This is a genomic window from Mesorhizobium sp., from assembly GCF_004962925.1.
Taxonomy (GTDB): Bacteria; Pseudomonadota; Alphaproteobacteria; order Rhizobiales; family Rhizobiaceae; genus Mesorhizobium.
Window position 1 is genome coordinate 26,859 of sequence record NZ_SUEO01000004.1, and the last position, 13,429, is coordinate 40,287.

At 62.5% G+C, this 13,429-nt stretch carries 16 protein-coding genes and 1 pseudogene; 9 read left to right on the forward strand and 8 right to left on the reverse strand.

Translation table 11 applies throughout. The features are described from left to right. Positions 1-15 precede the first annotated feature (15 nt). From E5W87_RS02130 to E5W87_RS02145, 4 genes are all read right to left on the reverse strand, one after another. The gene (locus tag E5W87_RS02130) at positions 16-621 is read right to left on the reverse strand and encodes an ATP-dependent Clp protease proteolytic subunit (RefSeq protein ID WP_292393527.1); all 606 of its coding nucleotides are present in this window, start codon (positions 619-621) and stop codon (positions 16-18) included. A gap of 21 nt (positions 622-642) precedes the next feature. Continuing rightward, positions 643-1,128, reverse strand: a complete 486-nt coding sequence (locus E5W87_RS02135) for an SRPBCC domain-containing protein (RefSeq protein WP_292393529.1) — start codon at positions 1,126-1,128, stop codon at positions 643-645. Beyond that, entirely contained in the window at positions 1,125-1,439 is a 315-nt protein-coding gene (locus E5W87_RS02140) for a helix-turn-helix transcriptional regulator (protein WP_126106447.1), read from the reverse strand. The genes E5W87_RS02135 and E5W87_RS02140 overlap by 4 nt, the downstream gene beginning before the upstream one ends. Before the next feature lie 64 nt (positions 1,440-1,503). Next, complete coding sequence (locus E5W87_RS02145; RefSeq protein ID WP_292393531.1) at positions 1,504-1,893, reverse strand: cupin domain-containing protein; 390 nt, start codon at positions 1,891-1,893, stop codon at positions 1,504-1,506. Positions 1,894-2,102: 209 nt separating this feature from the next. On the opposite strand from E5W87_RS02145, the gene ssb reads away from it, so the two are divergent. Beyond that, complete coding sequence (gene ssb, locus E5W87_RS02150; protein WP_292393533.1) at positions 2,103-2,627, forward strand: single-stranded DNA-binding protein; 525 nt, start codon at positions 2,103-2,105, stop codon at positions 2,625-2,627. A 135-nt stretch (positions 2,628-2,762) separates the two neighbouring features. Beyond that, complete coding sequence (locus E5W87_RS02155) at positions 2,763-3,188, forward strand: OsmC family protein (protein WP_292393535.1); 426 nt, start codon at positions 2,763-2,765, stop codon at positions 3,186-3,188. Positions 3,189-3,317: 129 nt separating this feature from the next. Here the strand turns inward: E5W87_RS02155 and E5W87_RS02160 are convergent, their stop codons facing one another. The 3 genes from E5W87_RS02160 to E5W87_RS02170 all read right to left on the reverse strand — a co-directional run bounded on the left by E5W87_RS02160 (position 3,318) and on the right by E5W87_RS02170 (position 4,876). Next, positions 3,318-3,638, reverse strand: a complete 321-nt coding sequence (locus E5W87_RS02160; RefSeq protein WP_292393537.1) for a nuclear transport factor 2 family protein — start codon at positions 3,636-3,638, stop codon at positions 3,318-3,320. Further along, positions 3,635-4,264 carry a MarC family protein gene (locus E5W87_RS02165; protein ID WP_292393540.1) on the reverse strand — a complete coding sequence of 210 codons (630 nt, stop codon included), beginning with the start codon at positions 4,262-4,264 and terminating at the stop codon, positions 3,635-3,637. The genes E5W87_RS02160 and E5W87_RS02165 overlap by 4 nt, the downstream gene beginning before the upstream one ends. A gap of 75 nt (positions 4,265-4,339) precedes the next feature. Continuing rightward, positions 4,340-4,876: a hypothetical protein gene (locus E5W87_RS02170; protein WP_292393542.1), complete on the reverse strand. Its 537-nt coding sequence runs from the start codon at positions 4,874-4,876 to the stop codon at positions 4,340-4,342. A gap of 103 nt (positions 4,877-4,979) precedes the next feature. Here E5W87_RS02170 and E5W87_RS02175 point away from each other — a divergent pair. Continuing rightward, positions 4,980-5,835: pseudogene (locus tag E5W87_RS02175) on the forward strand (helix-turn-helix transcriptional regulator). Between the two features lie 191 nt (positions 5,836-6,026). Continuing rightward, positions 6,027-8,837: a DNA gyrase subunit A gene (gene gyrA / locus E5W87_RS02180; RefSeq protein WP_292393545.1), complete on the forward strand. Its 2,811-nt coding sequence runs from the start codon at positions 6,027-6,029 to the stop codon at positions 8,835-8,837. 58 nt (positions 8,838-8,895) lie between these two features. Here the strand turns inward: gyrA and E5W87_RS02185 are convergent, their stop codons facing one another. Then, the gene (locus E5W87_RS02185) at positions 8,896-9,048 is read right to left on the reverse strand and encodes a hypothetical protein (protein ID WP_095485300.1); all 153 of its coding nucleotides are present in this window, start codon (positions 9,046-9,048) and stop codon (positions 8,896-8,898) included. Positions 9,049-9,334: 286 nt separating this feature from the next. Here E5W87_RS02185 and coaD point away from each other — a divergent pair, with 286 nt between their 5' ends. The 5 genes from coaD to tgt all read left to right on the forward strand — a co-directional run bounded on the left by coaD (position 9,335) and on the right by tgt (position 13,403). Beyond that, positions 9,335-9,835, forward strand: coding sequence for a pantetheine-phosphate adenylyltransferase (gene coaD / locus E5W87_RS02190; protein WP_292393548.1), 501 nt, complete (start codon positions 9,335-9,337; stop codon positions 9,833-9,835). 75 nt (positions 9,836-9,910) lie between these two features. Beyond that, entirely contained in the window at positions 9,911-10,501 is a 591-nt protein-coding gene (locus E5W87_RS02195) for a peptidylprolyl isomerase (protein WP_292393550.1), read from the forward strand. A gap of 28 nt (positions 10,502-10,529) precedes the next feature. Beyond that, positions 10,530-11,042 (forward strand): peptidylprolyl isomerase, encoded by a 513-nt coding sequence (locus E5W87_RS02200; protein WP_023801171.1) that lies wholly within the window; start codon positions 10,530-10,532, stop codon positions 11,040-11,042. Between the two features lie 121 nt (positions 11,043-11,163). Further along, positions 11,164-12,276 (forward strand): tRNA preQ1(34) S-adenosylmethionine ribosyltransferase-isomerase QueA, encoded by a 1,113-nt coding sequence (gene queA, locus E5W87_RS02205; protein WP_292393552.1) that lies wholly within the window; start codon positions 11,164-11,166, stop codon positions 12,274-12,276. Beyond that, positions 12,273-13,403: a tRNA guanosine(34) transglycosylase Tgt gene (gene tgt / locus E5W87_RS02210; RefSeq protein ID WP_292393554.1), complete on the forward strand. Its 1,131-nt coding sequence runs from the start codon at positions 12,273-12,275 to the stop codon at positions 13,401-13,403. The genes queA and tgt overlap by 4 nt, the downstream gene beginning before the upstream one ends. Positions 13,404-13,429: the final 26 nt, after the last annotated feature.

Sequence of the window (13,429 nt, forward strand, 5' to 3'; positions counted from 1 at the left end):
TGTTCGGCTACCCCTTCACGCCGCCTGTTTGCGCGTATCGAATACATGATCGACAAGGCCCCATGTCTTTGCCTCCGCGGCGGTCATGAAATAGTCGCGGTCGAGCGTGCGTTCGACCTCTTCATAAGTGCGGCCGCAGTGATGCGCATAGAGTTCGGTCATGCGCTTCTTGGTGCGCAAGATGCCTTCGGCGTGACGCTGGATATCGGAAGCCTGACCCTGAAAGCCGCCCAGCGGCTGGTGCAGCACGATGCTGGTGTTGGGCAGCGCGATGCGCCGGCCTGGCGTGCCCGCCATCAGCAGGAACGAGGCCATCGAGGCGGCAAAGCCCATGCAGACGGTGGATACCGGGCTGCGGATATACTGCATCGTGTCGTAGATGGCGAAGCCGCTGGTCACCACGCCGCCCGGCGAATTGATGTAGAGCGATATCTCCTTGTCGGGATTGTCGGATTCCAGCGATAGAAGCTGGGCACAGACCAGCGCCGACACATTGTCGTCGATCGGGCCGTTGATGAAGACGATGCGCTCGCGCAGCAGCCGCGAAAAAATGTCGAAGGCGCGTTCGCCGCGGCTCGACTGCTCGATCACCATCGGCACCAGGTTGGCAAGACCGCTCATCGTTTTTCTCCGTTATGTGGCTCAGGCCGCGCGCAGGAAGAGGCGAGGCGTGTTTGCGGCAATGGTCTGTTTGGGCTCGTGTGCGTTGAGCGAAAGCCGGCAACCGGCGCCCACCATCGCAACCGCGGGCGTAGCTACCCGCGCAAAGCCATCGTGGACGATGCGCAGATGCGTGCCGCCTGACACGGTGCGGTCGAGCGTGAAGGTGACAATGCTATCCAGTGGGCTGGCGAGCGGATCCGCTGCATTGCCAGGCTCCGGCCGCTCCCGCCAGGAGTAGCGCAGCAGGCGTTCCGGCTCGGCGTCGAGGACTTCGCACTCGATCGGTGCGTCCGGCTTGGCAAAGGCAAAGCGGCTGCCGATCTCGGGCTTGATGTCGTTCGGCATCATCCAGGCCGCGAGCAGGTCCGGCACCGTCAGCGCCCGCCACACTTTTTCCGGCGGGTCTGGAAGCTCGCACTCGAACTCGATCGAGTCCGTCGCGTCCGAATGCTGTTTTGCCGTCATTGATCCATATCCTTCAAAACCGCCTTGAGCCGTTCGATACGCTCGGGCCAGAACGCACGGTAGCGCTCGATCCAGCCGAGCAGTGGGTCAAGCCCTTGCGGATCGGCGCGATAATAGGCGTTGCGGCCGGCTCGCCGCTCGACCACCAGACCGGCGCCGCGCAGCACCGCGAGATGCTGCGACACGGCCGGTTGCGACACGGTCATGCCGCCGCGCAGTTCCGATACGGTCATCTCGCCGGCGGAGAGCCGTTCGTAGACAGCGCGGCGCGTCGGGTCGGAAAGCGCTCGAAAAATCTCTGCTTCGATCATGGCAGAAGCATAAGTCTACACTTATTGGTTTGGCAAGCCGTGTTTTTAGGCAGGCGCAGTTTTTTTACAAGACCGCTGGAAGCCAGCGCCTCACCATCTCAGTGGATCCGTTGAATGTCGCCTCGAAAATTGGTGACGCGAGCACGGCCTGTATATGAAGCATCTCTGAGCCGACGTTTCGGAAGCCATGTTTCCTGTGCGCGGAGACAACAAGCGACTGTCCGGCAGCCAAGACGACACGGTCTTCATCGATCCACATCTCGGCCTTCCCGGCGATCACAGTAAGCACTTCCTCGACCGGGTGCCAATGTGTTGGGGCGCCAACTGCCGGTTCGACCCATTGTTCAAATATGCAAAGTTGAGTTGCGCCGTTGCGAGCTGAGACGTGCATGCGAGTCTTTACTCCCGCTCGCCACTCTTCTTGCGGCTGGTCGTCATGCGCAACCGTCTCCATCGTGTTCGCCCTCGATCCTAAAGGTCGTGGAAATTCGACGCCAAGACACTACTTGTTACTGACAACCATTGACAGCGCAGAACCTCCATTCTAGAACGAAAAGAGAACAAAAACCTTGTGGGAAAAGCCAGCCACAGCAAGCGGAGAGAACCCACACTCTATAAGGTGCAGCGACAAAAATTTGTTTCGGATGAGCGCGGAGAAGTATCATGGCGGGTAGCGTCAACAAGGTCATTCTGGTGGGCAATCTCGGGGCGGACCCGGAAATCCGCCGTTTGAATTCGGGTGAGCCGGTCGTCAACATCCGCGTCGCCACGTCGGAAAGCTGGCGCGACAAGACTTCCGGCGAGCGCAAGGAAAAGACCGAGTGGCACAACGTCGTCATCTTCAACGACCAGCTCGCCAAGGTAGCTGAGCAGTATCTGAAGAAGGGTGCTAAGGTTTACGTCGAGGGCCAGTTGCAGACGCGCAAATGGCAGGACCAGACCGGCAATGACCGCTACACGACCGAAATCGTGCTGCAGAAATTCCGTGGCGAGCTGCAGATGCTCGACGCACGCGGGCAGGGCGAGGGCGGTCAGGTCGGTAGCTATGCCGGTGGCGGCAGCAGCCGCGGTTCCGATTTCGGCCAGTCCGGCCCGGGCGAGAGTTTCAATCGTGGCGGCGGCGGCGGCAACAAGAGCGGCGGTGGCGGCGGTTCGTCGCGCGAACTGGATGACGAAATTCCGTTCTGATTTCTTGGGACGGACGACCCTTACGCGGGCGAAAAACGCCAGCTACTTGGGGCCACGAATTGGCGTCCCGAAAATCTGTCTTGGATTTTCGGGACGTTGTGCATTTGAGTGATGCGCAGTGAAAGGACGTATCAGGTGAAAGCGCGGGTCAAATGGGTCGAGGAGCGCACCTTTGTCGGCGAATCCGGCAGCGGTCACAAGGTGGTGCTGGGGACCGCGTTCGGGCCGGAAGGCAGGACCCCGGGGCCGAGCCCGATGGAACTGGTGCTGCTCGGCACTGGCGGCTGCTCGGCCTATGATGTCGTCCACATCCTCGAAAAGGGGCGCGAGGCGGTTGAAGACTGCGTGGTCGAACTCGACGCCGACCGGGCAGAAGTCGATCCAAGGGTATTCACGCGCATCCATATGCATTTCGTCGTCAAGGGCCGGGCGCTCTCGCACGACAAGGTGAAACGGGCGATCGCGCTTTCGATCGAAAAATACTGCTCGGCCTCGGCGATGATGGCCAAGACCGCCGAGATCACCCACGACTTCGAAGTTATCGATACGACAGCTAAATAGGATAGCGTCGTCGCGCGAGCTTAACGACGAGGCCCGTGTGACAACCGGCGTTCAGGGGCCGTTTGTTTCTTGGGACGCGGCTCGGGTTCCCTGGTGGAATACCAATCGCCAATGCCCACCGGTGCGTTTTCATACGGAACTGCGCAGTGACGGAATAGCTGTTTCTTTCTTGGGCCTTAGCCGGTAAGTCAAAAGCAACACCTCAGGCGCCAATTGAACTGTTCTGACGTCGGTCATCTCGAGCGCATCATCCGGTGCCGGTTCGGCTTTCGACGCAGAAAGCGCTGCCAGAATCGATCTCTTGTCGTATTCGTTGCCGGATTTTCCGAACTCGATCATGCCGTCGTCGAGCACGGTTTCAAGAAAATCCGGGTCATAGCGGGTCGGCGCTCGCAACAATGCGAGCTCCAGCTCGACGATCTTGGGATCGGCTACCGGATCTGACGTCATACCGCCATCAGCGCCTTGATGCCGTCGGCGACGAACTGCACGGCGAGCGCCGCCAGGATGACGCCGAGCAGCCGTGTCAGGATCGAGCGGCCGGTCTGGCCGAGGATGCGGTCGATGCGCTCGGCCAGCACGAACACCAGGTAGGTGATGACAAGGCAGATCGCGATGATGCCGACAAGTGCTGCCTGCGCGCCAAAACCTGGAAAAGAGCCGGACAGCAGGACGGTCGCTGAAATCGCGCCCGGACCGGCGATCAGCGGGATCGCCAGCGGGAAGGCGGCTATGTTGTGGATCATGTCCTTGGTGATGGCGACATCGCCGATCTTCTCCTTGCGGTCCTGCCGGCGCTCGAACACCATTTCGAAGGCGATGAAGAACAGCAGGAAGCCGCCGGCGACGCGGAAGGCCGGCAGCGTGATGCCGAACACCGACAGGATCGATGCGCCAGCGATTGCGAACAGCGCCATCACCAGGAAGCCGATGATCGAGGCGCGCACGGAAACCTGGTTGCGCTCCTCGCGGTTCATGCCGCGTGTTACGGCGAGGAAGAGTGGTGCCAGGCCAGGTGGATCGATGGTCACGAGAATGGTGACGAAGGCGTTGAACAGGCTGTCGAAGCTCGGCATCTGACCCTCCCCACCGGGCCGCGCCCGAGACCCTGCATTGGTAGAGCAAAGCAGTGTCAGAGGAAACCGTGCAGGTCAGGTGCTGACGGCTCGCCGTGCCAGGAACTCGACTTCGAGCCGCCAGGTCGCGCCGTCGTCCTGCGAACGTTCGCCCAGCCAGCGGAACGAATTTTCGGTAATGCCTTGAAAGCTCCAGCGCACCGAGGCGCCGGTGCCGTCAGCGCCTTCCTGGACGATGGTGTCGCCCTCGGCTCGGCCGAGCTGGCGGCTGTAGTATTGGGTGCGCGGATCGCTCCAGAAGATGTGCCAGGCGTCGACGCCGGGGTCATAGACGCGCAGTGTCGTGCCATAGAAGGTCCATTTGCCGAGCGACGGCGAGGGACCGGCGTCGCGCGCGGGCAGGATCCATACGTCCTGGATCGCCCGGCCTTCGAGCACCCAGCCGAAATGGACCTCGCCGCGCCCGGTCAGCACCTGGCCGTCTTCGAGATGACGCGTGGCGTCGAATGTCCAGGGGCCGACGAAGCGGCCGTAAAGGTTCAGTTTTTCCGCCAAGTCCGCCGCAGGCCCGTCGCTGTGCAAGGCTTCGGCAAAGGAAGATGAATTGAGCATGATTTCGACCTCATCTTGTCAGGAGCCCCGTTTTGTCAGGAGATTGGGAAGAATAGGCGGCAGCAGGGTTCTGTGCTTGGGAAAAATTGCTATCTTTCAGGCCATGACAACGAGCGCGCATACACTGGCGTCCGGGAGGAGGCTGGCATGTGTCGGACGTGGTCTGCACAGCCGGCGCCGCTGATCGCCCGTCCGAGGAAGAGCATCGCAATTTCTGCGTCGCCGCGGTGACCAGCGGCACCTTCCGCTGCCGCGCCAGCCAAGGCACGGCGATGCTGGCGCCGGGCGCGCTTCTGCTCGGCAACCCGGGCACATGCTATGAATGCGGACATGAGCATGGCGCTGGCGACCGTTGCCTCTCCTTCCATTTCGAGCCAGCCTATATGGAACAGATCGTCGCCGACATCCCGGATGCAAAGAAGCTTAATTTCAAGACACCGCGGCTGCCGCCCTTGCCGGCGCTGGCACCGCTGCTGGCCGAGGCGGAGGTTGCGCGCGAGACAGCCGACATCGACGCGTTCGAGGAACTCGCTCTGCGCATTGCCGGCGCGGCGATCGCTTCCGGCGCCACGCCTGCTGCCCAGGCGCCGAGCCGCCGCGACCAGAAACGGGTCGCCGAGGCGGTCCGGCGCATCGAACTGGATGCAGACCAGACCGTCTCGCTTGCCGAGCTCGCAAGCGAGACGGCGACCGGTCCCTATCATTTCTTGCGCAGCTTCCGGCGCGTGGCGGGCGTGACGCCCTACCAGTTCCTGCTGAAAACCCGGCTGCACAGGGCGGCGCTGCGGCTGCGCATGTCGGACGAGGCGATCTCGACGATCGCCTTCGAGGCGGGGTTCAACGATTTGTCGACCTTCAACCGCCGTTTCCGGCGCGTGATGGGGGAGGCGCCCAGCGCCTATCGGGTCCGGCGGCGAGGCGATAAATTGCCGAACGCATCTGCCATTCCGGCTTTGTGAAGCAAAATTGGCCTGACAATGAGCTTTGCGCCGGTGGCCACGAAAAGCGCCTCGGCCATATCGTCGCAATCAGTGATATCCTTTTGAAATCACCACAAAAATCGCCACTGGAAAACTGCCGCGGACATTGGAGTTTCGGCCCGGCTTCCTATATAAGCACCGAGTGATTCCTGATTAGATTGTGACCTGATTTGACCGACCAGAAGACACCGCGCGGCGCCGACGGCGGCCCCACCGGCATCGAGCCGATATCCATCATCGAGGAGATGCAGCGCTCCTATCTCGATTACGCCATGAGCGTGATCGTCAGCCGTGCGCTGCCGGACGTGCGCGACGGGTTGAAGCCGGTGCATCGCCGCATCCTCTACGCCGCTCATGAGAGCGGCTACCACTGGAACCGCAAATATGTGAAGTCGGCCCGCCCGGTCGCCGACGTGATGGGTAAATACCATCCGCATGGCGACGCTTCGATCTACGACGCGTTGGTGCGCATGGCGCAAGACTGGTCGCTGCGCGTGCCACTGATCGACGGGCAAGGCAATTTCGGCTCGATCGACGGCGATCCGCCGGCGGCGATGCGCTACACCGAGTCGCGGTTGACCAAGGTCGCGCACGAGTTGCTGGGAGACATCGACAAGGACACCGTCGATTTCCAGGACACTTATGATGCGTCCGGCAGCGAACCGAAAGTCCTGCCGGCGCGCTTCCCGAACCTGTTGGTCAACGGCTCCGGCGGCATCGCCGTCGGCATGGCCACCAACATCCCGCCGCACAATCTGGGTGAAGTCTGCAACGGCGCCATTGCCCTCATCGACAATCCGGCGATCGACCTGCCGGCGCTGATGGAGATCATTCCGGGGCCGGATTTCCCGACCGGCGGCATCGTGCTCGGCCGTTCCGGCATCTACAGCGCCTATTCGACGGGCCGCGGCTCGATCGTCATGCGCGGTCGCGTCAATATTGAGCAACGCGGCAACGACCGCGAATCGATCATCATCACCGAGGTTCCCTATCAGGTGAACAAGTCGTCGATGATAGAGAAGATGGCCGAGCTCGTGCGCGACAAGCGCATCGAGGGCATTTCCGACATCCGCGACGAGAGCGACCGCCAGGGCTACCGCGTTGTCATCGAATTGAAGCGCGACGCGGTCGCCGACGTCATCCTCAACCAGCTCTACCGTTTTACGCCGCTGCAGACGTCGTTCGGCGCCAATATGGTGGCGCTGAACGGCGGCAAGCCGGAATTGCTGACGCTGACCGACATGCTGAAGGCGTTCGTCGCCTTCCGCGAGGACGTGATCAGCCGGCGCACGAAATTCCTGCTGCGCAAGGCGCGCGACCGCGCCCATGTGCTGGTCGGCCTTGCTATTGCCGTTGCCAACATCGACGAGGTGATAAAGCTGATCCGCAGCGCGCCGGACCCGCAGACGGCGCGCGAGCAGTTGATGGAGCGGCGCTGGCCCTCGGGCGACGTCGAATCGCTGATCCTGCTGATCGACGATCCGCGCCACCGCATTAATGAGGACGGCACCTACAATCTTTCCGAGGAACAGGCGCGCGCCATCCTCGAGCTGCGCCTGCAGCGCCTGACCGCGCTCGGCCGCGACGAAATCGCCGACGAGTTGAACACGATCGGCGACGAGATCAAGGATTACCTGGACATCCTGTCGTCCCGCGCCCGCATTCAGCAGATCGTCAAGGACGAGCTTGCCGCCGTGCGCGACGAGTTCGGCACGCCGCGCCGCACCGAGCTCTCCGAGGGCGGGGCTGATATGGAAGACGAGGACCTGATCCAGCGCGAGGACATGGTCGTGACGGTCAGCCATTCCGGCTATATCAAGCGCGTGCCGCTGTCGCTCTATCGGGCGCAGCGCCGCGGCGGCAAGGGCCGCTCCGGCATGTCGACCAAGGAAGAGGATTTCGTCACCAGGCTGTTCGTCGCCAACACGCACACGCCGGTGCTGTTCTTCTCCTCGCGCGGCATCGTCTACAAGGAAAAGGTCTGGCGCCTGCCGATCGGCAACCCGCAATCGCGCGGCAAGGCGCTGATCAACATGCTGCCGCTGGAGCAGGGGGAACGCATCACCACCATCATGCCGCTGCCCGAGGACGAGACCAGCTGGGGCGAGCTCGACGTGATGTTCGCCACCACGCGCGGCACGGTGCGCCGCAACAAGTTGTCGGACTTCGTCCAGGTCAACCGCAACGGCAAGATCGCCATGAAGCTGGAAGAGGAAGGCGACGAGATTCTCGGTGTCGAGACCTGCACCGACAATGACGACGTGCTTTTGACCGCAAGCTCCGGCCAGTGCATCCGCTTCTCGGTCAGCGACGTGCGCGTCTTCCAGAGCCGCAATTCGGTCGGCGTGCGCGGCATCGCCATGGCTGCCACCGACCGCGTGATCTCGATGGCGGTGATCGAACACGTCGAGGCGCCGCCAGCCGAGCGCGCCGCCTATCTCAAGCGGGTGGTGGCCGAACGGCGGCTCGCCGCCGGCATTGCGGCCGGTGAGGACGAAGACATCCAGCTCACCAATGAAGAGGTTGGCGAGGAGACGGAGCTTTCCGACGAGCGCTACGAATTCCTTAGGGCACACGAGCAGTTTGTGCTGACGGTAACGGAATATGGCTACGGCAAGCGTTCGTCTTCCTATGATTTCCGCCTCACGGGGCGCGGCGGCAAGGGCATTCGCGCCACCGACGTGTCGAAAGTGGCTGAGATCGGTCGCTTGGTGGCGACCTTCCCGGTCGGCAATGACGACCAGATCATGTTGGTCTCGGACGGTGGCACCGTCATCCGCGTGCCGGTCAACGGCATTCGTTTCGCCAGCCGCGCCACCAAGGGCGTGACCATCTTCAACACGGCCGACGGCGAGAAGGTCGTTTCGGTGGAGCGGATATCGGAACCGCAGTCGGACGAGGACGCTGAAGAGGGTGTTGAGGGCAACGCCAGCCTGGGTGCCGGTGCTGAAGGCGCTGACCCGGACAACGGCGCCGAGTAGACCTTGAGGGGGAAGTGCCGGCCCGACGGGCCGGCGCCGTCAACAAATAGCGGCCCGCTCAGAAGTGGCGATAAGGCTTGCGGATACCGAAGCCCTCGAACCGTTTGGTATTGGCCTTGGCGCGGACACGCCCTGCTTCCTGATGCAACCCGAATACGGTGGCAATCAGCATGGCGACGGTCATTGCGGCGGCGAGCATGTAGATCAGCATGTGCGTGTTCTCCTGCGCCTAACAACGTTTAAATGGGTTTTTGGTTTCATCTTCTGAAGCTGCAACCTAGTGAACGCTGCGTGAAGCCTCTGTGATCGGCCCGTTCATCTGTCGTTCATTTCGGCCAAAAGGTTCACTCAAAGCGCATCGCGATTAAGGTGGCCCAGGCGATGCGCATTGGGTGCATGTCCTTGTCCCAAAACCGCTGCGCACTTTTGGGCGACATGCATCGGCGGCTCGCTGATCGGATTGCCTTTGCGAGAGAGGCTCGCTAGAAGCACCTGCCATGACCGAACGCATCGCCCTTTATGCCGGCTCCTTCGACCCGCTGACCAACGGCCATCTCGACGTGCTGAAGGCGTCGCTGGCCGTGGCGGACACCGTCTATGCGGCGATCGGCATTCATCCCGGCAAGAAGCCGCTGTTTTCCTTCGAGGAACGGGTCGGCCTCATCGAAGCGGCGACGAAGGCCGAATTCGGCCGTGACGGCGCCCGCATCAAGGTCGTCGCCTTCGACGGGTTGGTCATCGACGCGGCCAGGAAGCACGGCGCCTCGATCATGATCCGTGGCCTGCGCAACGGCACCGATCTCGACTATGAGATGCAGATGGCCGGCATGAACGAGACCATGGCGCCGGAACTGCAGACGGTTTTTCTACCCGCCAGCCCTTCGGTGCGAACCATTACCGCCACACTTGTCCGTCAGATAGCCTCGATGGGAGGCGACATCCGCCCCTTCGTGCCAGCGGCTGTGGCCGGCGCGCTCACTGCCAAATTCGCGAAATAATGCATGTCGCCCAAAAGTCGAACCCGGTTTCGGGACAACGACATGCATGAAACAAAGGTTTTCGGAGAAAGATCCATGCAGCTCAAAAGGCTCGCCACTTGCTTTGTCGTTCTTTTCGGCCTCGTGGCTGCATCTGTTTCGGCCTTCGCCGCCGATCCGGAAAACACCATGATCATCACGCTGAAGGGCGGCGACGTGACCGTCGCACTCAGGCCTGATCTCGCGCCGAAGCATGTCGAGCAGATCAAGAAGCTGGTGCGCCAGGGCGCTTACGACAACGTCGCTTTCCACCGCGTCATCGACGGGTTCATGGCACAGACCGGCGATGTGAAATTCGGCAACATGAAGAACGGCTTCAACGCCGACGCCGTCGGTACCGGCGGTTCCGCTCTTCCCGACCTGCCGGCCGAATTCTCGACATCCGAGCGTTACGTACGCGGCGTGGTCGGCATGGCCCGCTCGCAGGATCCGGATTCCGCCAATTCGCAGTTCTTCATAATGTTCGCGCCGGCGCCGCCGCTCGATGGCCAGTACACCATCGTCGGCAATGTCGAGAAGGGCATGGAGTTGGTGGACCAGATAAAGAAAGGCGACGAGGCGCAGAACGGGGTTGTCACCGGTCCCGATCGCATGCTCAAGGTGCGTATCGCCGCCGACGGCAAGTAAACCCATTAGTTTCAAAGGATATTCTGACATGGCCGAGATCAAGGACCGCGAGAACGCGCTCATCATGGAAACGACCAAGGGCAAGGTCGTCATCGAACTGTTTCCCGATCTGGCGCCTGGCCATGTCGGCCGTATCAAGGAACTGGCGCGCGAAGGTGCTTATGACGGCGTCGTGTTCCACCGCGTCATCGACGGTTTCATGGCGCAGACCGGCGACGTGAAATTCGGCAATTCCAGCAAGCCCTCCTTCGCGCCGTCCCGCGCCGGCACGGGCGGCTCCGACAAGCCCGACCTGAAGGCGGAGTTCTCCAACGCCAATCACGGTCGCGGCACCTGCTCGATGGCGCGCTCGCAGAACCCGAACTCGGCCAACTCGCAGTTCTTCATTTGCTTCGACGATGCCGCCTTCCTCAATCGCCAATACACGGTCTGGGGCCAGGTCATCGAAGGCATGGACAATGTCGACAAGATCAAGCGCGGCGAGCCGGTTCCGGATCCCGACAAGATCGTGTCGCTGAAGGTCGCGGCCGACGTGAAATGACCTACCGGGCTGTCGCGGCTATCACGCTGATGCTTGCCGCGGCGGCCACTCCGGCGCTGGCGACGGAATCGGTCGTTTGCAGCGGGCGGTGACCTGCCCGGAACCTTGAGGCGGGACTTCCTTGCGCGTCGACCTTTTCGACTTTGAACTGCCGGAGGAGCGCATCGCGCTTCGACCGGCAGAACCGCGCGACAGTGCAAAGATGCTGGTGGTCAGGCCGGGTGAGGGGCTCGAAGACCGTACGGTGCTCGATTTGCCGGCCCTGGTCGAGGCCGGTGATGTGCTGGTCTTCAACGACACCAAGGTCATCCCGGCGCAGTTGAAAGGCATCAGGCGGCGCGGCGAGGCGACGGCGCAAGTCGAAGCCACGCTGCACATGCGGGTGGCGCCGGACCGCTGGCTGGCTTTCATGCGGCCGGGCAAGCGCATTGCCGCCGGCGACCGTATCCATTTCGGCCATGACGCCAATTCCTGCTTTCTCGGCCAGCTCGATGCCACGGTGATCGAAAAGGGCGACGCCGGCGAGGCTTTGCTTGGCTTCGACCTCTCAGGCCCATTCCTTGACGAGGCACTCCACGCCGTCGGCCACATTCCGTTGCCGCCCTACATCGCCTCGAAGCGCGACGACGACGAGCGCGACCGCAGCGACTACCAGACGATCTATGCCAGGGAGGAGGGTGCCGTCGCCGCCCCCACGGCCGGCCTGCATTTCACGCCGGAGCTTTTCGCGGCGCTGGATGCCAAGGGCGTCGAGCGGCGCTTCGTCACCCTGCATGTCGGCGCCGGCACGTTCCTGCCGGTAAAAGTCGACGACACCGCCGATCACAAGATGCATGCCGAGATCGGCTCGGTCAGCGCGGAAACCGCCGAAGCGCTCAACGCGGCAAAAGCGCGTGGCCGGCGCATCATCGCCGTCGGTACGACGTCGCTGCGCCTGCTGGAGAGCGCCGCGCGGGAGGACGGCATATTGACCGGATGGTCGGGTCCGACCGACATCTTCATCACGCCCGGATACCGTTTCAGGGCTGCCGACATGCTGATGACCAATTTCCATCTGCCGCGCTCGACGCTGTTCATGCTGGTTTCGGCGTTTTGCGGTCTGGAAACGATGCGTGCGGCCTATGCGCATGCGATCGAGAACCGCTACAGGTTCTATTCCTACGGAGACGCAAGTCTGCTGTTCAAGGAGGAGAATGATGGACGCGCCTCCGGTATACAACAAGGAACTCAATGACTAAGGCGTTTACCTTCGAGGTGCTGGCAACCGACGGGAAGGCGCGGCGCGGCGCGATCGCCATGCCGCGCGGAGAAATCCGCACGCCGGCCTTCATGCCGGTCGGCACCGGCGGCACGGTCAAGACCATGTACATGGATCAGGTGCGCGGCGTCGGTTCGGACATCATCCTGGGCAACACCTATCATCTGATGCTGCGGCCCGGCGCCGAGCGTGTGGCGCGGCTTGGCGGCCTGCATGAATTCGCCCGCTGGCCGCATCCGATCTTGACCGACAGCGGCGGCTTTCAGGTGATGTCGCTGTCGAAGCTGAGGAAACTCACCGAAAAGGGCGTCACCTTCCGCTCGCACATCGACGGCGCCGCCTATGAGATGTCGCCCGAGCGCTCGATCGAGATCCAGGGGCTGCTCGATTCCGACATCCAGATGCAGCTCGACGAATGCACCGCGCTGCCGGCCATGGAGAATGAGATCGAGCGGGCCATGGAGCTGTCGCTGCGCTGGGCCGAGCGTTGCAAGACGGCGTTCGGCGACCAGCAGGGGAAGGCGATGTTCGGCATCGTCCAGGGCGGCGACATACCGGCCTTGCGGCTGCGCTCGGCGCAGGCGCTGAAAGCGATGGACCTCAAGGGCTATGCGATCGGCGGGCTGGCTGTCGGCGAGCCGCAAGCGGTGATGCTCGAAATGCTCGACATCACCTGCCCGGAGCTGCCGGCGGACAGGCCGCGCTATCTGATGGGCGTCGGCACGCCCGACGACATATTGAAATCGGTGGCGCGCGGCATCGACATGTTCGATTGCGTTATGCCGACACGCGCCGGCCGCCATGGCCTCGCCTACACAAGGCGCGGCAAGGTCAATCTGCGCAACGCCCGCCATGCCGACGATCCACGTCCGCTGGACGAGGAGAGCGACTGCCCGGCCGCCCGAGACTATTCGCGCGCCTATCTGCACCATTTGGTGCGCTCGCAGGAGTCGCTTGGCGCCATGCTGCTGACCTGGAACAATCTGTCCTATTACCAGAAGCTGATGCAGGACATCCGTGCCGCAATCGAGGCGCAGACCTTCGAGGCGCGCGCGGCGGAGATATCAGAGGGCTGGGCGCGGGGCGATATTCCGGCCGTCTAGCGCGTCCCTGCGATTGACGGACTGCC